The sequence below is a fragment of the Thalassovita sp. genome (assembly GCF_963691685.1).
Classification (GTDB): Bacteria; Pseudomonadota; Alphaproteobacteria; order Rhodobacterales; family Rhodobacteraceae; genus Thalassobius.
This window is the reverse complement of the sequence record NZ_OY829290.1, coordinates 2,346,936-2,365,012: the sequence shown is the minus strand read 5'-3', so window position 1 is coordinate 2,365,012 and position 18,077 is coordinate 2,346,936. Positions and strand designations below refer to the sequence as shown.

18 protein-coding genes are annotated in these 18,077 nt (G+C 60.2%); 7 read left to right on the top strand and 11 right to left on the bottom strand.

Going from position 1 to position 18,077, the window contains the following annotated elements; all coding sequences use genetic code 11:
* Positions 1 to 20 precede the first annotated feature (20 nt).
* From ACORLH_RS11515 to ACORLH_RS11505, 3 genes are read left to right on the top strand one after another with little or no spacing between them, the layout of a single operon-like run.
* Positions 21 to 761, top strand: a complete 741-nt coding sequence (locus tag ACORLH_RS11515; protein ID WP_321828562.1) for an FCD domain-containing protein — start codon at positions 21 to 23, stop codon at positions 759 to 761.
* 19 nt (positions 762 to 780) lie between these two features.
* A complete protein-coding gene (locus ACORLH_RS11510; protein WP_321828561.1) occupies positions 781 to 1,461 on the top strand; it encodes a putative N-acetylmannosamine-6-phosphate 2-epimerase in 681 nt (226 codons plus the stop codon).
* Between the two features lie 10 nt (positions 1,462 to 1,471).
* A complete protein-coding gene (locus ACORLH_RS11505) occupies positions 1,472 to 2,350 on the top strand; it encodes an ROK family protein (protein ID WP_321828560.1) in 879 nt (292 codons plus the stop codon).
* A 26-nt stretch (positions 2,351 to 2,376) separates the two neighbouring features.
* Here the strand turns inward: ACORLH_RS11505 and ACORLH_RS11500 are convergent, their stop codons facing one another.
* From ACORLH_RS11500 to ACORLH_RS11455, 10 genes are all read right to left on the bottom strand, one after another.
* Entirely contained in the window at positions 2,377 to 2,898 is a 522-nt protein-coding gene (locus tag ACORLH_RS11500; protein WP_321828559.1) for a GFA family protein, read from the bottom strand.
* Between the two features lie 63 nt (positions 2,899 to 2,961).
* Positions 2,962 to 3,903 (bottom strand): alpha/beta hydrolase, encoded by a 942-nt coding sequence (locus ACORLH_RS11495; RefSeq protein WP_321828558.1) that lies wholly within the window; start codon positions 3,901 to 3,903, stop codon positions 2,962 to 2,964.
* Positions 3,891 to 5,282, bottom strand: a complete 1,392-nt coding sequence (locus ACORLH_RS11490; protein WP_321828557.1) for a sulfatase-like hydrolase/transferase — start codon at positions 5,280 to 5,282, stop codon at positions 3,891 to 3,893. Before ACORLH_RS11490 ends, ACORLH_RS11495 begins: the two co-directional genes overlap by 13 nt.
* A 67-nt stretch (positions 5,283 to 5,349) precedes the next feature.
* A complete protein-coding gene (locus tag ACORLH_RS11485; protein WP_321828556.1) occupies positions 5,350 to 6,501 on the bottom strand; it encodes an N-acetylneuraminate epimerase in 1,152 nt (383 codons plus the stop codon).
* 154 nt (positions 6,502 to 6,655) lie between these two features.
* Positions 6,656 to 7,678: an ABC transporter ATP-binding protein gene (locus tag ACORLH_RS11480; RefSeq protein ID WP_321828555.1), complete on the bottom strand. Its 1,023-nt coding sequence runs from the start codon at positions 7,676 to 7,678 to the stop codon at positions 6,656 to 6,658.
* On the bottom strand, positions 7,671 to 8,675 hold the full coding sequence (locus ACORLH_RS11475) for an ABC transporter ATP-binding protein (RefSeq protein WP_321828554.1): 1,005 nt from the start codon (positions 8,673 to 8,675) through the stop codon (positions 7,671 to 7,673). The genes ACORLH_RS11480 and ACORLH_RS11475 overlap by 8 nt, the downstream gene beginning before the upstream one ends.
* Positions 8,676 to 8,680: 5 nt before the next feature.
* Positions 8,681 to 9,595 (bottom strand): ABC transporter permease, encoded by a 915-nt coding sequence (locus ACORLH_RS11470; protein ID WP_321828553.1) that lies wholly within the window; start codon positions 9,593 to 9,595, stop codon positions 8,681 to 8,683.
* A gap of 16 nt (positions 9,596 to 9,611) precedes the next feature.
* Positions 9,612 to 10,571, bottom strand: a complete 960-nt coding sequence (locus tag ACORLH_RS11465) for an ABC transporter permease (protein ID WP_321828552.1) — start codon at positions 10,569 to 10,571, stop codon at positions 9,612 to 9,614.
* A 73-nt stretch (positions 10,572 to 10,644) separates the two neighbouring features.
* On the bottom strand, positions 10,645 to 12,216 hold the full coding sequence (locus ACORLH_RS11460; protein WP_321828551.1) for an ABC transporter substrate-binding protein: 1,572 nt from the start codon (positions 12,214 to 12,216) through the stop codon (positions 10,645 to 10,647).
* Complete coding sequence (locus ACORLH_RS11455; protein WP_058243700.1) at positions 12,213 to 12,962, bottom strand: FCD domain-containing protein; 750 nt, start codon at positions 12,960 to 12,962, stop codon at positions 12,213 to 12,215. The genes ACORLH_RS11460 and ACORLH_RS11455 overlap by 4 nt, the downstream gene beginning before the upstream one ends.
* 173 nt (positions 12,963 to 13,135) lie before the next feature.
* Here ACORLH_RS11455 and ACORLH_RS11450 point away from each other — a divergent pair, with 173 nt between their 5' ends.
* Genes ACORLH_RS11450 through ACORLH_RS11440 form a run of 3 tightly spaced genes read left to right on the top strand, consistent with a single transcriptional unit; the run spans position 13,136 to position 16,365 of the window.
* Entirely contained in the window at positions 13,136 to 14,044 is a 909-nt protein-coding gene (locus tag ACORLH_RS11450) for an N-acetylneuraminate lyase (RefSeq protein ID WP_321828550.1), read from the top strand.
* A 15-nt stretch (positions 14,045 to 14,059) separates the two neighbouring features.
* Positions 14,060 to 15,484: a sulfatase gene (locus ACORLH_RS11445; protein ID WP_321828549.1), complete on the top strand. Its 1,425-nt coding sequence runs from the start codon at positions 14,060 to 14,062 to the stop codon at positions 15,482 to 15,484.
* Positions 15,481 to 16,365 (top strand): formylglycine-generating enzyme family protein, encoded by an 885-nt coding sequence (locus ACORLH_RS11440; protein WP_321828548.1) that lies wholly within the window; start codon positions 15,481 to 15,483, stop codon positions 16,363 to 16,365. The genes ACORLH_RS11445 and ACORLH_RS11440 overlap by 4 nt, the downstream gene beginning before the upstream one ends.
* A 12-nt stretch (positions 16,366 to 16,377) precedes the next feature.
* On the opposite strand, the gene ACORLH_RS11435 is transcribed toward ACORLH_RS11440, so the two are convergent.
* Complete coding sequence (locus tag ACORLH_RS11435; RefSeq protein WP_321828547.1) at positions 16,378 to 17,127, bottom strand: helix-turn-helix domain-containing protein; 750 nt, start codon at positions 17,125 to 17,127, stop codon at positions 16,378 to 16,380.
* 107 nt (positions 17,128 to 17,234) lie between these two features.
* Here ACORLH_RS11435 and ACORLH_RS11430 point away from each other — a divergent pair, with 107 nt between their 5' ends.
* The gene (locus ACORLH_RS11430) at positions 17,235 to 18,008 is read left to right on the top strand and encodes a phytanoyl-CoA dioxygenase family protein (RefSeq protein WP_321828546.1); all 774 of its coding nucleotides are present in this window, start codon (positions 17,235 to 17,237) and stop codon (positions 18,006 to 18,008) included.
* Positions 18,009 to 18,077 lie beyond the last annotated feature (69 nt).

Below are 18,077 nucleotides of genomic sequence, written 5' to 3'. Positions count from 1 at the left end.
GCAAGAATTCGGAGGCCAAAATGGCAAATGTCGATGATATCGCCCTCGCGCAGGCATCCACGAGGGCGGAGCGCCTGGCGGAGACCTTGATGGAGGAGATCCGTGCAGGTGTGATTGCGGATGGCGCGCCCTTGCCGTCTGAACGGGATCTTTGCGCCCGCTTTGATGTGTCGCGCCCCTTGGTGCGGGCGGCACTGATGCAGCTGCAGCTGCGCGGTTACGCCAGTCAGGAGGCCACCCGACGCCCACGCGCCTGCAAGCCAACCGTGGGCCGTGTCTTCTCAGCAGCGGGGGCTGGGCTGCGCGATGTTTTGGGCACGGTGGAGGCCACTGCCCATATGGATCAGATGCGCCAGTTCATTGAGGTCGGGGCGGTGCGTCAGGCCGCGCAGGAGGCTTCGAACCTGCAGCTGGCCCAGATCCACCGGGCGTTGGAACGGTGTTATGCAGCGTTGCAGGATGATGCGCGTTTTGCCCGGGCGGATGCGGATTTTCACCGGGCCATCGTGGCCGTGGTGCAAAACCCGATCCTGTTGGAACTGCATGACCGCTTTGTTTTTGACATGGTGGCCAGCCGCCCCACCGCGCCCGAACGGGTGGAGATGAACCGGCAAAGCTATGAAGAACACCGCCAGATCTATGAGGCGATTGCCGCCAGCAACCCCGAGGCCGCGATGGATATCATGGATCGCCACCTGTCCCGTGCCTATCGCAGCCGGCTCAGCAAACCCGCGCGCCTGTCCCCAGACAGCGCTGAATAACCCGAAAGAAAGCACACCAATGACTGTTTTGACCCAGTTGCGTCAGGGCCTCGTGGCCTCCTGCCAGCCCGTGGATGATGGCCCGATGGATGATCCCCTGATCACCGCAGCCATGGCACTAGCGGCCGAAGCCGGCGGCGCAAACGGCCTGCGGATCGAAGGGCTGGACAATCTGGAGGCAACCCGGCCGCTGACCAAACTGCCGATCATTGGCATTGTGAAACGTGACCTGGCCGATTCCGAGGTGCGGATCACCCCGTTTCTGGAGGATGTTGCCGGGCTCGCGGATCTGGGTGCGGATATTATCGCCTATGATGCCACCCAGCGCCCGCGTCCGGTGCCCACCGCAGACATCGTTGCGGCGATCAAAGCGGCGGGTAAATTGGCGATGGCCGATGCGGCGACGCTGGCCGATGGCGAACAGGCGCTGGCGGAGGGGGCGGATATCCTTGGCACCACCCTGTCGGGCTACGCTTATGACATTGCACCTGCCGGTGCCGGGCCGGATTACCCGTTGATCCGCGCCTACAAGGACCTGGGTGCCTTTGTTATGGCAGAGGGGCGTCTCAACACCCCCGAACGCGCGGAGGAGGCCATGCGGCAGGGCGCTGACTGTGTGACCGTCGGCAGCGCGATCACCCGGGTGGAACATATCACCGGCTGGTTTGCCGCAGCGGTGGCGCGGGGCGCAGATGGTTGAGGCATCTCACATGACGGCGCCATCGGGCGTGGCGGTGGATTTTGGCGGCACCAAAATCTCAGCCACGCGGCTGGTCGATGGCACACCGCAGGACAGTTTGAAAATTGCCACCGACGGGGCCGCCTCCGCCGCGGACCAAGTGGCGGCGATTTGTGACTTGCTGGACCAGCTGGCGCTGCAGCCGCAGGAACCGGTCGGCGTGGCGCTTGCGGGGCGGGTCGATCGGGAGGGCTGCTGGCATGCGCTGAACACTGAAACCCTCAGCGATGTGCAGGCCGTGCCATTGCGCGCCATGCTGTCGGACCGTCTGGCGCGTCCGGTCACCGTACAAAATGATGCGGTGGCTGCTGCGATTGGCGAATACCACTTCGGTGCCGGGCAGGGCTGTCGCGATTTCGCCTTCCTGACCGTCTCCACCGGTGTCGGTGGTGGGTTGGTGCTGGACGGCCGTCCCGTGATATCGGCGCGGGGTCTGGCGGGGCATGTGGGGTTCACCACCTCAACCCTTGGCGATCGCCGCTGCGGATCGGGGCGGATGAATACGGTGGAAAGCCGTGCCTCAGGGCGTGCGATTGCCCATTATGCCGCTGAAATGGGCCAGGGTGGCCTGACAGCCAAGGATGTGTTTGAAGCGCACCTTGCCGGACAGGGCTGGGCTAGTGATTTGATCGACACTAGTGCCCAAGCAGTGGCTGAACTGATTGGCAACCTGACCTCACTGCTGGATCTGGACCGCGTCGCAATTGGCGGCAGCATCGGCATGGCCGAGGGCTATCTGGATCAGGTCCGCGCCCATCTGGCGTCGGAGCCTGCGATTTTCCGACCTGACGTGGTGCCTGTCGCCTTAGGGGCTGAAGCAGCCCATGTGGGGGTTCTGACGCAGCGCTGATAGGCCACCCTAGGCCCAGTAACCTCTCAAAGCTCCCCGGCGCGGCGGATCTGATCCAGCGTTTCTGGCACCAGGGGCGTGCCATCCGGGGCCAGGGCGTGGCCCGAAAACACCGCCACATGTGCCGGGATCAGCGTGTCGTTCCGGGCTTCCTCGACAAAGATGTGTTTGGTGTTTTCCGCAGGCACATCCAGCCAATTGGGATCATCCAACGTGCCACTGTAGAGCCCCGCCGCACCGCCAAACCGATCAAATGTCTGATAAAGCTTGGTGCCGCAAGTGTCGCAGAAATGGATATGGATCGCCTCACCGCTGCCCGTGGAAATATGCGTGTAACGCTTCGGATTGCCCTGCAGCAGGACGATATCTGCAGCGGGCAGGGCGGGCTGTGTCATCTGCGCCGCCCCGGTGGAACGCTGGCAAAACCGGCAATGGCAGATTGTCAGCCGCTCGGGCATCTTGGCGATCTCATAGCGGATCGCACCGCAAAGGCAGCCGCCCTGTGCTGTGCTTGCCTTGGTCGGGTTTGCCTGATCTTCCGCTGCCATATCTATATCCCCTTGATAACGTGCCGCTATTAGCGCGTTACATCTGGGCTGAGGCAAGCGGATTTATCCGTGAAACGCCGTTTTCAACGCCGCAACATAGTCGCGCAGCATCTGCCCGCCGATCACTGTGTTGACGCCCGCCACCTCACCGGCGTGGAACATACCGGGATAGCTGCGAAACTCGGCAGGCACACCGGCTGCGTTCAGCCGTGCCGCATAATCGCGATCCTCATCATGGAAGAGGTCCACATCACCCACCGGTATGAAGGCCGGGGGCAGGCCGCTCAGGTCAACGGCCCGCGCCGCCGCAGCCCCTGCCGGGGCCTCAGCCCGCGGGGTGCCGTTCAGATACATCTCCCAGGCGGACAGGCTGTCAGCCCGGCACCAGACCGGGTGATCCACCGCCTGACCCGAAGCGGTATCATGCAGGTTGTCGATCATCGGATAAAGCAGCAGCTGAAAACAGATCGGCAGGTTGCCATTGTCGCGATTGTGCAGGCACAGACCCGCCGCCAAGCCACCCCCGGCACTGGCCCCGCCCACCGCGATGCGGTTGGGATCAATGTTGAGGTGATCCGCGTTGTCATGTGCCCATTTCAGCGCGGCAAAACTGTCCAGCATACCCGCCGGATAGGGATGTTCGGGGGCCAGCCGGTAATCGACGGAAATCACGGTGCAGTTAGCCCCTTCGGCAAAGAGGGGCCCGTTCCAGGTATCCTCCCCATGGCCCATGATATAGCCGCCGCCATGCAGCCAGATCAGGCAGGGTTTGGCGCCGCCACCCGGCTGTTCCGGTCCCTCAAAGATATAGAGGTCCACGGCACCGTCTGGCCCCTCAATCACCTCTTTACGGGGCAGGGTGCTGCCCCCCATCGGGCGGCTACCATAACGTTCGGCGGAGCGTTTGCGGATCATCGCCATCGTGTCGCGCAGGATCGGGATCATCGGGTCGTCCGCCACGAAGGTGGTCAGCAACTCCGGGTCAACGCGGGTCAGTTGGCGCATTCAAGTGTCTCCAAATCGGTGATCCAGTCAGTCAGCAGCGGATCCTGTGTTGACCGGAGGAAATCTGTCAGCCCGGCGCGCAGCTCTTTCAGTTGATCTACCTGCGCTGGGTCGGTTGCCACGTTGTGGCATTCGCCTGGGTCTTTTGCCAGATTAAACAGTTCTTCGCCCTGTCTTCGATGCCAAGTGTATTTCATCCTGCCACGTTGGATCATCCGCCAATCGGTGACCTTCATCCAATCGCCCAGAGGGGTGTGCATGGCAAAGCGATCAGGCGCCTGTGCCGTATCAGGACTGAGCAAATCGCGCCCACGCCATGTGCCCCCCGTTTGCCCGCAGGCCGCAGCAAGAGTTGGGGCAATATCGATCAGGCTGGCCGGGGTGTCGCTATGGCCGGTCGGGCCATCCCCCGGCAACCGGATCAGCAGCGGCACCCGCAGGCTTTCCTCAAAAGGCACCATTTTCTGCCAGAGGCCATGGGCACCCAGGTTTTCGCCATGGTCGGAGGTGAAGACAATGAGGGTCTCCTCCATCAACCCTTCCTCCTGCAGGGTTTGCAACAGCTGGCCGATGAAGTGATCCACCATGCTGACAAAGCCCCAATAAACCGCATAAGCAGCGCGCCAATCTGCGAAATCATCCCCCTGATCGTGAAACAGATCGCGGTAGTAGCTGCTGGTATGAACGGGATGTTCACCCCGCTGCGGACCGAAGTTTTCAGGCGCTGGCACGTCGGCCGGGTCATACATCGAAAACCACGGATCCGGGATCATGAAGGGTGGATGCGGCCCGTTGAGTGAACAGATCTGGAAAAACGGCCTGTCCGGATCACGGCTGCGCAGCATGTCGATGGCAATGCGGGTTATATAGGCTTCATTGGTTTTATCGACCGGTAGGTCCTGTCTATGGACCTTCGGGGTCGACATATGCGGCGGGCGGGCGCTGCGGGTGGCCGGATCATTGAACATCCAGCCGTCATTCAGCCCCTGATCCAGGCACCACTGGGTATAGATGGCGGTACTGTCGCCAGCGTGGCGGTCGGTGAACTGGGCGATGTTGTCCTCGCCCAGATGCCATTTGCCCGCGTAATTGACCTGATAGCCGCCGGCGCGAAAGTGATCGAGCATATAGCAGCGCTGCAAGGCGCTGCCATCGTTGGACATCATCGCGCGCTCGGACGGGTAGCGCCCGGTGAACAGCGCGGCGCGGGACGGCGTGCAAAGGGGCGATGGCGTGATGGTGTTTTCAAAACAGAGGCCCTCCGCCGCCAGCCGATCCAGATGCGGGGTTTTGCAGGGCGTCTGGCCCAGAAACCCCAGGGTATCCGCGCGCTGTTGATCGGTCAGGATCAGCAGGATGTTTGGCTGTGTCTCTGGCATAGGTGCGCACCTCTTAACCCGCGTCGGCCATGAGACGGCCGACGCAATTTCGTTTAGGAATATATGTTTAGTCGGTGAAGTTCACCTTTTCGCCGTCCCAACTGATCAGGAAGCTATCGGCGCGGGCTTTGCGGTCACCGCCTTCGCCGCCGACAACCAGCAGACCATCATCCGTGGTGAAAGTGGCGCCATAGGCCAGACCCTCGTGCAGGTCGTTTACCTGTTTCCAGGCCCCGTTCAGGCGCACGTAAACATCATCATTCCAGGTTTTCGTCAGGCCTTGATGGCTGAACCACTGACCGGCAAAGGCATTGGCCCGCGCACCGGGGAAGTTGGCGCCACCGGCCACGATCAATGCGCCGTTGGACCAGCCCGCATAGGGCGCGGCCAGACCTTCGGACAGATCATCGCCCGCCTTTGTTGGGATCGGGGCCACCTGTTGCCAGCTGGCGGTATCGCCGCTGAAGGAGACCTGTTTGATCTGCGGCGTGCGCAGGCCCGGCTTGATCTCGCCATTGATCAGCAGGATATCATCGCCGCTTTCGACAAGGGCGGCACCGGTGTTGGGCAGATAGGGATTGTCCCCCAGATCGGACCATGAATTGGTGGAAATAGTGTAGACCAAGGTCTTGGAATTCCAGCGATAATCGCCAGGTTCCATCCCCATATAGTCATCAACGATCTTTTGCCACTTCTCCGGCTCTGCCTCTTTGTCGGTGGTCAGAACGTCGTTCAGATATTGATCAAACAGCTCTTTGTTGTAGCCGCCAAAGATAGCAATCCGATCGTCATCCAGCGCGTACCCCGTTGCGCCCAGCAATCCAGCCGGCGTTTGGGTGTCCAGCTTGGCCCAGCTGTTGGTGGCCAGATCATAGGCATGCACATCGGTGAAAATGATCGGCGCCACGTCATCGGCATTGACCTTGCCTGAGCCGGAGAAAACGTAGAGATTGCCACCGACCAGCGCCGAAGCCGCGCCAGAGGGCACCGGACCGGGGAAGCTGGCCAGGGCCTGCCAGCCAGCGCCGGGATCTGCCAGATCCATCGAAAACAGCGCATCGCCGCCGGAGCCGAGGCCGATCACCGCCGTGGTGCCGGATTGGCCGGACACGCCGTTTTTGATCGCAGTGGGCAGATCGGGCCAGCTGTCAGCCATGGCGCCGGTGGCGAGAAGGGAGAGGGTTGTTGCAGCAACCCCGCTCTTCAAATTTGCAAACATAATATCCTCCTTAGTTTGCAAGTGGTTAATCTAAATTCCTCACTTAAGTGGCGCCCGCTGAACCGCAGGGATCGGGAGAGTGCGGCCGCAAGCGACCGCGCCCCCGGCCAGCGGGTGCCGATAAAACCTTTTTGGTATTTCGGGGGGCTGTGGCTTAGGCCTCAGCCAATTCCCCTGCATAGTGGCAGGCGGCGAAATGTGGGGTGCCGCCCCGATCGTATTCTTTCAATTCCGGCACCTCGCTGCGGCAGGTGTCAGTGGCAAAGCGGCAGCGCGGGTTGAACGGGCAGCCCTTGGGTGGGTTCATCGGCGACGGAACGTCGCCTTCCAGCACGATCCGCTCGGTCTTTTTGTCCAGATCCGCCACCGGGATCGCCGACAGCAGCGCCTGCGTGTAGGGGTGCAGCGTGTCGGCATAGATATCTTCGGTGCGTGCCAGTTCCACGATGCGGCCCAAGTACATCACCGCGATACGGTCGCAGATATATTCAGTCACGCTGAGGTCATGGGTGATGAAGATATAGGTGAGGTTGCGTTCCTTCTTGAGGTCCATCAGCAGCTTCAGCACCTGCGCCTGAATGGAGACATCCAGCGCCGAAACCGCCTCATCACAGACCACCAGTTCCGGATCAATACAGAGCGCCCGGGCAATGCCGATCCGCTGTCGCTGACCGCCAGAGAACTCATGCGGATAGCGATCCATATAATCGCGTCTGAGGTTCACCGCCTCCAGCAGATCGCCAATGATCTTGCGCCGCTCCGCCTTGGATTTCACCCCGTAGCGTTTCAGCGGATCCTCAAGCGAGCCAAAGATGGTAAACGCCGGATTGAGCGAGGAATGCGGATCCTGAAAAACGATCTGTAACTTCTTGCGATAGTTGACCATTTCGCTGTCAGGCAAGCCGCGCAGCTGCACGTCACCTTCGGCGCCGTGGTAGGTGATCTCCCCCCCTGTGGGGCGCACCAGTTGCAGGATCGATTTGCCCAACGTGGTCTTGCCGCAGCCGGATTCCCCCACCAGCCCCAGCACCTCACCGCGTTTCACATCCAGGTTGATGCCATCCACGGCCTTTACATGGCCGGTGACGCGTTTGAACAGGCCGGAGCGCACGCCAAACCACGTTTGTACCCCGCGCAGCGACAGGATGTTTTCCTGATGGTCCTGAGCCTCAGACATTGTCAAAGATCTCCTTGTAACGGTGGCACATCACACGGTGGGTGTTGGTGATATAGTCTTCGGATTGGGGCTGCTGGCAGGCGGCGGTGGCATAGTCACAGCGCGGTTCAAACTGGCAGCCGGGGGGGCGTTCATAAGGATCCGGCGTGGCGCCGCGGATCGATTTGATGTCCTGATCCTTACCGCGGCCCAGGACGGGCACAGAATCCAGCAGGGCGCGGGTATAGGGGTGGCGCGGGGTGCGCAGCACCTCATCCACGGTGCCCGCTTCGACGATGTTGCCCATGTACATGACGGCCACATCATCGGCCAATTCGGCAATCACCCCCATATCATGGGTGATCAGCATGATGGCGGTGCCGTGCTCCTCTTTCAGCTGGTTCATCAGCCGGAAGATCTGCGCCTGAATGGTCACGTCCAGCGCTGTTGTCGGCTCATCCGCGATCAGGATTTTCGGGGCGCAGGACATGGCCATGGCAATCATCGCCCGCTGCCGCATCCCGCCAGAATAGTTGTGCGGGAATTCCTTGGCGCGTTTTTCCGGCATCGGGATGCCCATGTCCTTTAGCAGATCCACCACCTTTTCGCCCCGCGCATTGGGGCTTAGGTCTGTGTGGTATTGCAGCGCCTCAGCGATCTGGAAGCCGACGGTGTAAACCGGGTTCAACGCGGTCATCGGATCCTGAAAGATCATTGCGATGTCATCGCCACGCAGCCGCCGCATCTCAGCGCCGTCACGTTCCAGCTGATCGATGCGAATTTCGCCCTCAGCCTCAGAGTGATAGGTGATCGATCCCTGTTCGATCCGGCTGAGCCGCGGCAGAAGCTGCATGATCGAGGAGGCGGTGACGGATTTACCGCAGCCACTTTCGCCCACGATGCCCAGTGTTTTGCCTTTGCGGATGTCAAAGGACACGCCGTTGAGCGCCTTGTTGCAGCGGTTGTTGGTGTAAAAGAAGGTCTGAAGATCCTTCACGGAGAGGGCGAGATCAGTCATGTCGCTTACCCTTGCAAAGTCGGATCGGTGGAGTCGCGCAGACCGTCACCAATGAAGTTCACACTCAGAACAAAGAGCGAGATCACGCTCCCCACCGGCAGCCAGAGCCACCAGTTGTTCTGCAGCACGCGCAGATCCTGCGCCACGTTCAGGATGTTGCCCCATGTCGGCACCGACAGCGGCACGCCCAGGCCAAGGAAGCTGAGCCCCGCTTCGGCCAGAATGAACATGGCGGTCGACAGGGTGATGTTCACCATGATCGGGCCAAGGGCGTTGGGCAGGATGTGTTTGTAGCAGATCTTGACCGTCGGCACGCCGAAGCTGCGCAGCGCTTGCACGTATTCCTCTTCGCGTAAGGACAGCATCTTGGCCCGCGCCATCCGGTACATCGGCGCCCAGCCAGTCAGCACAAAGATGATGATCAGGTTCATCAGGCTTTGGCCTGCGATCGATACCAGGAGCAGCACCAGAATGATCTGCGGGAAGGACATGAAGATTTCCGAAATCCGCAGCGCCAGCGTATCAATCCAGCCGCCTTTGTAGCCGGTGTAACAGCCAATCCCGACGCCAATCACCGCCGCCATCAGGGCAGAGCCAAGACCGACAAGGATCGAGATGCGGCCACCGTAAAGGATCCGGGCGAAAACATCACGGCCAGTGCGGTCGGTGCCAAGCAGGTGGTCCCAGCTGGGCGGTTTCAGCATGGCGCGCAGGTTGATTTTCTGCGGGTCATGTTCCGTGAGCAGCGGCGCGAAGATCGACATCAGCAGGATCACCGAGAAGATCACCAGCCCCACCATCGCCAGACGGTTCGCCATCAGCTTGCGCAGGACGCGGCTGCCTTTGGCGGGCTTCAGCTGCCCGGCCTCTTCCATGGCGCGGATCTTGTCGAATTTCTTATCAAGAGCGGTTTGTTTCATGTCTCTATCCTCCGCCTCAGCCCAGTCGCACGCGTGGGTCAATCAGCGCGGTCAGCACGTCGACGATCAGGCTGGCCATCAGCACGGCAAAGACCGACAGCAGCGCAATCATCATCACCAGCGGGTAGTCCGATCCGCGCACGGCGCCGATGAACTCGGACCCGATGCCGGGCCACTGGAAGACCTGTTCGATGATGACCGAACCGCCGATCAGGGTGGGCAGGCGGAAACCGATCAGCACGACTACGGGGGTCAGCGCCACACGGAAACCGTGGATCAGGTTGATGCGCCAGGCCGGCAGACCCTTGGCGCGGGCGGTGCGGATAAATTCGCGGCTGAGGCTGTCCAGCATGGACGAGCGCGCATAGCGCATCACGCCGGCGGTCATCATTAGCGACAGCACGATGCCCGGCAGTACGATGTGGGGCAGGCGGTCAAAGATCGTCTCATAGCCCGGCAACAAACGGCCACCGGCGGGCAGCCAGCCCAGGTTCAGGGCGAAAATCAGGATGGCAACAAGGCCAAAGAAAAACTCAGGGATCGACACACCCAGCATGCCAACAACGGTGAGCGCGTTGTCGGTGCCCGAGCCGCGACGCAGCGCCGAAAGGGTGCCCAGCACACAGCCGATCAGGGTCGAGAACACCAGCGCAAAGACCGACAGTTCTAGCGTCGCAGGCAGGCGGTCCAGCACGATGGTCGAGATCGCAACGCCACCTGACAGTGAGTGGCCAAAGTTGCCCTGCACCACATTGGTCAGCCAGATCCAATAGCGTTCCAGGAAGGTCTTGTTCAGCCCCAGCGCTTCGCGCATTTCGGCAAACTGTTCCTCCGTCATCCGGGCGGCGGCTTCGGGATCGATCATATGAGAGACGGCGTCACCGGGCGTCAGTTCAAGGCCCAGATACACAAGAAAACTGATGACCAGCATCATCGGGATGGTGATCAGCAACCTGCGGATAATAAATGTCAGCATGAGGGGTGCTCTTGGTCAGAGTGTCTCGCAGCCCCCCGTGAGGGGCTGCGAGGTGAGGTCTGTTTAGGCTAGCTTACTTGCTGGCGGCCTTCGGGAAGGCGTTCATGCGCAGCGAACGGGTGTAGGGGATGTCCGCAGGGACGATCCGCATGTGATCCATCGCTTCCAGCGAGGCCACATCGGCCACCGATTTGGTGAAACCAAAGTCCAGACGACCCGAGGCGGCGTTGGTCACAACGTTGCCGTCGTTTTCACCGCTGGGGAAGGCCACGATCTCATCGATGTTGGCTTCGCCGCCGTGATAGCCCGCGAAAGGCACAAAGCGCACATAGTCGTTCATCTGCACTTCGGCGATCTTATAGGGGCCCGACCCAACCGGGTTCTGCCAGAACGGATGCTGCTGGAACTCAGCCGGGTTCACGTCACCCAGCAGGTGCTTGGGCAGCGGTGCAAACTGGCTGAAGGTCAAGAAGACGTTCGGGTCCAGCTGGCTCATGTTCAGGGTGATCACGTCGCCTTCGACCGACATGCTCTCAATCGCCTCAAAGGTCGACTGGAACACAGCGTTGATGCCCGGAACTTTCTTGGCGGTCTCAATCGACCACAGAACATCTTCGGCGGTCAGCGGCGCGCCGTCATGCCAGGTCAGCCCGTCCTTCAGGTCGAAGGTCACGGTCAGACCATCGTCAGAGACCGAGTAGTCTTCGGCCAGTTGACCACCGGTTGGGGCCAGCGAGCCGTTGGCGGTCAGCAGACGGTCCAGACCGATTTTTGAGAAGACATAGATGCCCGGGTTCAGCCAGGGATGCTCAAAGAACTGCGCCGGTGCGGTGTTGGTGTAGAGCACCTCTTTGCCGTTGGCGTCAGGTTCCACAGTCCAATTGGTGATGCCCCAGTCGTAGTTGAACTGGTCATTGCCATACTGGCCGCCGTTGCGGTTCATGCGGGCCGATTCATAGATGAACAGCTGCTGGTAGTAGAGCGGAATGTCCGACAGTTTGGTGTTTTCAAAACGCTCAAAATCTTTGAAGGCGTCCTGCTGCACAGCCGGATCGGCCGAGGCATTGATGCGCGCGATCAGCGCGTCACGGTCTGCATCGCCGGGCGCATAAGAGCTGCTGCCGGATTTGTAGCCGTTGTAGTATTCCTGTAGCGCCAGCGCCGCCTTGGCCCCATAAGCGATGTCCCATTCGATGCCCGAGGTGTCTTCGGCGGTCGGCAGCTTGTTCAGCTGGCCACCCACGTCACCTTCCAGTTTGCGGTAGGTCATCTGAATGCCCACGTCACCCAGGTAAGCCTGCATCGCCACCATCAGGTCGGCGGTCAGCTGATCCCCGTAGTAATAGACAACGTCCAGAACCTGGCTGTCATCCCAGCCGGCCTCTTTCAGCAGGGCGCGGGCCTTGTCAGGATCATAGCTATAGGCGTTCAGACCTTCGGCCTTAAAGCTGCCGTTGGGGATCATCGAATCCGCAACGATGGCTTTGCCTTCAAACAGGGTGTCCACGATGGTGTCCATGTCGATGGCGTAGGCGATGGCTTGGCGAACCCGTTCGTCCGACAGCTGGTTCACCCGCTCTGCATAGGCAAAGGTTGAGGTCATCCCAACCGCGGCCGCGATGGCCATCCCAAACAGCTTGTTCATTGTGCTTCCTCCTCTTGGATAGCAGACTTCAGTCGGGCACCTGCCTCCGGACCGTGCTCAAGCGCGATGCGGAAATAGGTGCCGTAGTTCCGTGTCAGGTGACGCGTCAGCGTTTCGACAGCCTTATCGGCGTTCTTATCCAGAATGGCCGAGACGATGGCCCGGTGTTCTGCGTTGCTGGCGCGGTTGCGTTCGGGGAAGTCTGGCAGGACCGCACGGTTCTTCATCAATTTCTCAACAAAGGTGTCGTGCAATGCGATGAAGATGGGATTTCCCGGCACCTCTGCGAGGACCCGGTGAAACTGAACATCCGCATCGCGGAAGGCTTCGACGTCATCCAGACCTGCTTCACAGGCCTCGATTGCTTCGAGCATTTTGGCAATCTGCGCATTGGTGGCATGCACCGTTGTGTAGCGCAGCATGCTGGTTTCCAGAAACAGGCGGGCCTGTTCCAGATGGGCCAAACCTTCGCTCCCCGAGAAGAAGAACTGAGCCGCCTCACCAACCCCTTCCATAACTGTGGTCAGGGTCGGCAGGACAACACGCGGGCGTTTGCCCTTTTCCTGAGAGGTGAGGCCACGACCATGCAGGATGGTCAGAGCTTCACGCACAACATTGCGACCCACGCCGAAGCGTTCACAGAGATCCCGTTCCGGCGGCAGCATTTCCCCGGCGGCAAATTTGCCGGAATGCACCTCCGAAGACAGGTGATTTGCGATTTCTTGAGCCGTCATGTCCTCAGCCATTGCGTCCTCCTCGTGGCCAAAGGTTAGCCGCGATTCTATTTTGGTGTCTACTTTTTACTTTTTGGTTGACCAAAAATAATTTTCGGACCACCAATAAGGTCGAGAATGAAGCATTTTGGTCCGAATCCCAAGTGGTTTCGTGACCAAATACCCGTGAAAACAAGGAAAAAGTAATGGATATCAACGGTTCAGTCTTTGCTGCCATGCTCACCCCGATGAATGACCAAGGGGATGTAGCACCGGAAAATGTCGGAGTTTTGGTTGACCATATCCTGTCGCGTGGTGTCCACGGGCTCTATGCCTCGGGCTCCACAGGGGAAAGCGTGCTGCAATCACGCGAAGAACGGGCCGCGGTTTTGACAGCCCTGGCGGACCATGCTGCGGGTAAAACCACGCTGATCGCCCATGTTGGTGCCGCCTCCACCCGCGAAGCGGTGGCATTGGCAGAACTGGCCGGCGAAAAGGGCTATGATGCAGTTTCCGCCGTGCCGCCCTATTATTACAAACACCGCTATGAGGACATCGTCGCCTATTACAAAGCGATCGCCGATGCCTCGGGCCTGCCGCTGATCATCTACAACATCCCGGCGCTTTCGGGCACCGATCTGTCGACCGACAAACTGCTGGAACTGATGGAAGATCCGCGGATTGCCGGTGTGAAATACACCGCGCAGGACCTGTTCCAGTTTGGCGAGTTGAAAAAAGCCGCGCCTGAGAAAAAACTCTACTTCGGTACGGATGAAATGTTCATCGGCGCCGCAGCAGCTGGGGCAGATGGCGGCATCGGTTCCACCTATAACCTGATCGGGGACATCTACCTGTCCATTGAAACCGCAATTGCCGCTGGCGACGTCGACCGGGCCCGGCGGGCACAGCGCATCGCCAATGACTTCATCGCGATTCTGCTGCGGGCCGGAGTTGTGCCGGGTCTGAAACATTGCCTCAACCAGCTGGGCGTGCCGGTTGGCTCGGTGCGCGCGCCGTTCTCACCGGTGTCTGTGGAGGCCGCGAAAGAACTGGATGCCTGGATGGCGTCGGTCAACCTGTCGTTGGATCGCGGTGCGGCCGCGATGCTGGACTAAGGGTAGGGGGATCAGATGGCAGATCAGCGCCCCAATATCGTCTACCTGATGTTCGATCAGGCCAAGGCCTCGGCGATGTCCTTCATGGGCAACACTGAGATTGAGATGCCTTATTGTGATCACCTGGCCGCGTTTGGCTGGGTGTTCGATCAGGCCTATGCGGCGGCGCCGATCTGCACCCCCTCGCGCGCTTCGGTGCACACGGGCATGTTCCCGCAGGTGCATGGCGCGACCTGTCACCAAAACCGCGTGGCCTATAACCTGCCGCAACTGGCGGAGCTGTTGCAGGGTGCAGGCTATTACACCGCCGCTCTGGGCCATTATGAGCCTGAGCGGAACCTCAGCCGCGGCTGGCACGAACAGGCGCCGATGCACGAACGCGGCCCGCTGTTTGACAGCTGGATCGCGCATATCAAATCGGGCCGCAAAGATGTGGCCTGGTCTTCGGGGGCAATTGACTGTGAGGCCAAGGATGGCAATTCGGCCCTGCTGACCGATCGCGCGCTACGCATGCTCGATCAGGCTGAGGCCACGGGCCGGCCGTTTTTCCTGCATCTGGCCTATGATGATCCGCACCCGCCCTATTTCGTGCCGCGCCCCTATGACACTATGTATGACCCTGACAACCTGACCCTGCCTGAGGCAGGTGATCCGGCTGATCTGCCCGCCTGGCAGGCCAAAGCCCGTGCAGATGTTGGCACAGACCTGGGATCCGAGGTGGATTTTCGCAAAGTGCTGGCGGTTTATTACGGCATGATCCGCTACATCGATGATGAAATGGCGCGGCTGCATAAGGCGCTGTCTGAAAAGGGGCTGTTGGAAAACACCTGGATCATCCTGGGCTCGGACCATGGTGATTATACCGGCGAGAAGGGGCTCTTTAACAAATCGGAATCCCTATATGGCTGTCTGTTGCACGTCCCCATGGTGATCGTGCCGCCCGCCGGCGCGGCGGAACCGGGACCGCGCCGCATTGAGGACTTGGTTAGTACGGTGGATCTGTTCCCAACCATCCTTGATATGGCGGGCATCACCGCGCCGCGCAATCAGGGGCATTCGCTGCTGCCATGGGTGCGGGACGGGCATGAGGCGCCTCTTCGGGAGGCCGTCTTTGCTCAGGTCGGCGACTATCACGGCTTCATCGGCACCAGTTGGCCCTCCGGCATGCCCAAATCCGGACGTCACCCCAGCCTGACCCATGCGATCCGCACCAAGACCCGCAGCTACATCAATGACCCGGACAATGGCGATGAGGCCTATGATCTCGCCACCGACCCAAAGGAATTGCGCTGCCTGACAAATGACGGTCAGCCGGATCTGCCTGCAGAATTTGCAGCATTGCAGGATCAGCTTGCCGCCTTTGTGCAGGAGTGCGCGGATCTGAAGGAAGATCTGGGTGTCGTTGATGGCGATCGTGGATTTGTAAAGGGCTGGGAATGATCAAGACGGCGGGAATGGTGGCGCTGAAAGGCGGCACCTTCCAGATGGGCAGTAACCATCACTACCCCGAGGAGGCCCCGGCCCATATGGCCGAGGTACGCCCCTTTGCCATCGATGAGGCCACGGTCACCAACGCCGAATTCCGCCGCTTTGTGCTAGACACCGGCTATGTCAGCGACGCTGAAAAGGCGATCCCACCGTGCGAAGCCCCCGATCTGCCACCGGAAGCGCGTGAACCCGGCGGACTGGTGTTCACAATGACGGATCGCCCGGTGCCTTTGGGGGATTTTCGCCAATGGTGGCGCTTTGTGCCGGGGGCCTGCTGGTATCAGCCAGAGGGTCCGGGATCTGACCTGCTGGGCCGTTTGGATCATCCGGTGGTTCAGGTCTCACTCAATGATGCGATGGCCTATGCGGCCTGGGCGGGCAAGGCGCTGCCAACGGAAAAAGAGTGGGAATTAGCTGCCCGCGATGGGGTCTCCACCGAATATCCATGGGGCGACCAATTGATGCCCAACGGGCGTCGGTTGGCCAACATCTGGCACGGTGAATTTCCTCATAAAAACAGAAAGAAGGGTCGGTTTCTTTCCTGTGCGTCAAGGCAGGGGCAATCCAGCCGTTACGGCCTTTACAACATGATCGGCAATGTGTGGGAATGGACCGTGACGCCCTATCGCAGCGGGCATTCCCAGGCGCAATCCGGCGCCTGTTGCACGCCCAGCCGAACGGTTCTGCCGGGGCAAAGCTATGTCACCAAAGGCGGCTCCTTCCTCTGTGCGCCAAGCTATTGCCGCCGCTACCGGGCCACCGCGCGCAGCCCACAAGAGGTGCGGTCAACAACGTCGCATCTTGGATTTCGCTGCGTTCTGCGGCTGACCTAAATTGTTGGCTGATCATGCCAGATGCCGATGGGCGCGACGATAGCGCCCCGGCGATTGACCATAGTGACGGCTGAAGGCGGCAGACAGGCTTTCGGCGTGGGCAAAGCCCACCTGCGTAGCAACATCCGGCAAGGTCAGCCCGGTGGTTGTCAGCAGCCGCGCGGCATGCCGCAGTCTTAACCTTTGTAAATGGCGCCCCGCAGGCGCGCCGTGTTGCGCCCGATGCTCGGCGCGGAAGCTGCTTTCTGACAGGCCCGCCAGCGCGGCCACGTCCTGTAGGCTGCGGATCTCGGCCAGCTTCTCCCTTGCCTCCTGCCAGGCGCGATCAACGCGGCTGGGGGGATCGGTTTCCGCAGGTGGCGAAAACCCATCCAGTATAGCCCGCAACAGGCGTTGCCGGATCTCTAGCGATGCGTTTTGCCCGGCGTGCCTATGCAACAGGCGGATCATCGATTGCAGATCGGCCCCCGCCACCAGCCCGGGGCGCAGAAACCCCTGCGGAAAAGCCAGATCCGGCGCTGCCCAGTTGAAATGACAAATCGAGGCATCGGCCCCCTGCGAGCGCCCCTCAAAAGCAACATCCGGCGCGATCAACACCCCGTCCGGGGCCCGCAGGGTCAGATCCGCCTCACCAATTCTGATCTGAACACTGCCGCTGTGGATCCACAACAGGTCAAAGAACGGCCAACAGGCCGGACCAATGCCAAACCGCCGGTCAAACCGCCCCAAATCCTGCCGCAATATGTTCAGATCTGCGCCCACAGCTTCCCCAGTATCAATCGGAATTCCTATATCTTAGCCGATCTGCTCAATAGGGAAAGGGCTTTGGCGGACATAGGCTGAAGGGGAATAGAAAAGGAAACCCCGCGATGAAAAATGACACCAAACAGACCGCCGCACCTCTGAAATCTGACTTCGACAGGGATGGATATGTCCATGTCGATGCGTTGTATTCTGCGCCCGAAGTGGCTGAAATCCGGCGTCAATTGGATCGGTTTGTGCGGGAAAAGGTGCCGCAAATGCCCGAAGCGCAGGTCTACTATGAAGACCGCGCCGATCGCAGCACGTTGAAACAGCTGCAGCAGATGTTTCACTATGATGACTGGTTTGCTGAGATGATGCTGAACGGACCCGCCCGCCAGATCGCTGAAGAGGTGCTGCAGGATGAGGTGGTGCCGATCAACATGCAGTATTTCAACAAACCCGTGGGCATCGGTCAGCCGACCCCGCCGCATCAGGATGGCGTGTTTTTCCACCTCACCCCTTGTGAGGCGGTGACCGGTTGGCTGGCGCTGGAGGAGGTCGACGCAGAAAACGGCTGCATCCACTATCTGCGGGGATCCCATAAGGGCGGATTTCGCGATCATGGCCAGAGCGGAGTGTTGGGTTTTTCACAAGGGATGACAGATTTTGGTACTGATGCAGATCACGCCAACACAGTCAGCTTCCCAGGCCCCGCCGGAACCTTTCTGATGCATCACGCCAAAACGGTGCATTGGGCCGGCGCCAACAACTCACCCACACGGTCGCGTCAGGCTTTGGGGTTCATCTACTACGCCAAAAGCGCCCAAGTGGATGAGGCGGCAAAAGCGGCTTACCAAAAAGCGCTGGATGAGCGGCTGAAAAAGGCGGCGAAGATTTGAAGCTTTGCTAAGGATCGTCGAAAACAAAAACAGGCGGAGCATTTGCCCCGCCTGAAATTTGATGACCGA

Excerpts from the sequence above, each read along its gene's own strand:
- ACORLH_RS11515 (WP_321828562.1), top strand. The coding sequence starts at position 21 with ATGGCAAATGTCGATGATATCGCCCTCGCGCAGGCATCCACGAGGGCG.
- ACORLH_RS11510 (WP_321828561.1), top strand. The coding sequence starts at position 781 with ATGACTGTTTTGACCCAGTTGCGTCAGGGCCTCGTGGCCTCCTGCCAG.
- ACORLH_RS11505 (WP_321828560.1), top strand. The coding sequence starts at position 1,472 with ATGACGGCGCCATCGGGCGTGGCGGTGGATTTTGGCGGCACCAAAATC.
- ACORLH_RS11500 (WP_321828559.1), bottom strand. The coding sequence starts at position 2,898 with ATGGCAGCGGAAGATCAGGCAAACCCGACCAAGGCAAGCACAGCACAG.
- ACORLH_RS11495 (WP_321828558.1), bottom strand. The coding sequence starts at position 3,903 with ATGCGCCAACTGACCCGCGTTGACCCGGAGTTGCTGACCACCTTCGTG.
- ACORLH_RS11490 (WP_321828557.1), bottom strand. The coding sequence starts at position 5,282 with ATGCCAGAGACACAGCCAAACATCCTGCTGATCCTGACCGATCAACAG.
- ACORLH_RS11485 (WP_321828556.1), bottom strand. The coding sequence starts at position 6,501 with ATGTTTGCAAATTTGAAGAGCGGGGTTGCTGCAACAACCCTCTCCCTT.
- ACORLH_RS11480 (WP_321828555.1), bottom strand. The coding sequence starts at position 7,678 with ATGTCTGAGGCTCAGGACCATCAGGAAAACATCCTGTCGCTGCGCGGG.
- ACORLH_RS11475 (WP_321828554.1), bottom strand. The coding sequence starts at position 8,675 with ATGACTGATCTCGCCCTCTCCGTGAAGGATCTTCAGACCTTCTTTTAC.
- ACORLH_RS11470 (WP_321828553.1), bottom strand. The coding sequence starts at position 9,595 with ATGAAACAAACCGCTCTTGATAAGAAATTCGACAAGATCCGCGCCATG.
- ACORLH_RS11465 (WP_321828552.1), bottom strand. The coding sequence starts at position 10,571 with ATGCTGACATTTATTATCCGCAGGTTGCTGATCACCATCCCGATGATG.
- ACORLH_RS11460 (WP_321828551.1), bottom strand. The coding sequence starts at position 12,216 with ATGAACAAGCTGTTTGGGATGGCCATCGCGGCCGCGGTTGGGATGACC.
- ACORLH_RS11455 (WP_058243700.1), bottom strand. The coding sequence starts at position 12,962 with ATGGCTGAGGACATGACGGCTCAAGAAATCGCAAATCACCTGTCTTCG.
- ACORLH_RS11450 (WP_321828550.1), top strand. The coding sequence starts at position 13,136 with ATGGATATCAACGGTTCAGTCTTTGCTGCCATGCTCACCCCGATGAAT.
- ACORLH_RS11445 (WP_321828549.1), top strand. The coding sequence starts at position 14,060 with ATGGCAGATCAGCGCCCCAATATCGTCTACCTGATGTTCGATCAGGCC.
- ACORLH_RS11440 (WP_321828548.1), top strand. The coding sequence starts at position 15,481 with ATGATCAAGACGGCGGGAATGGTGGCGCTGAAAGGCGGCACCTTCCAG.
- ACORLH_RS11430 (WP_321828546.1), top strand. The coding sequence starts at position 17,235 with ATGAAAAATGACACCAAACAGACCGCCGCACCTCTGAAATCTGACTTC.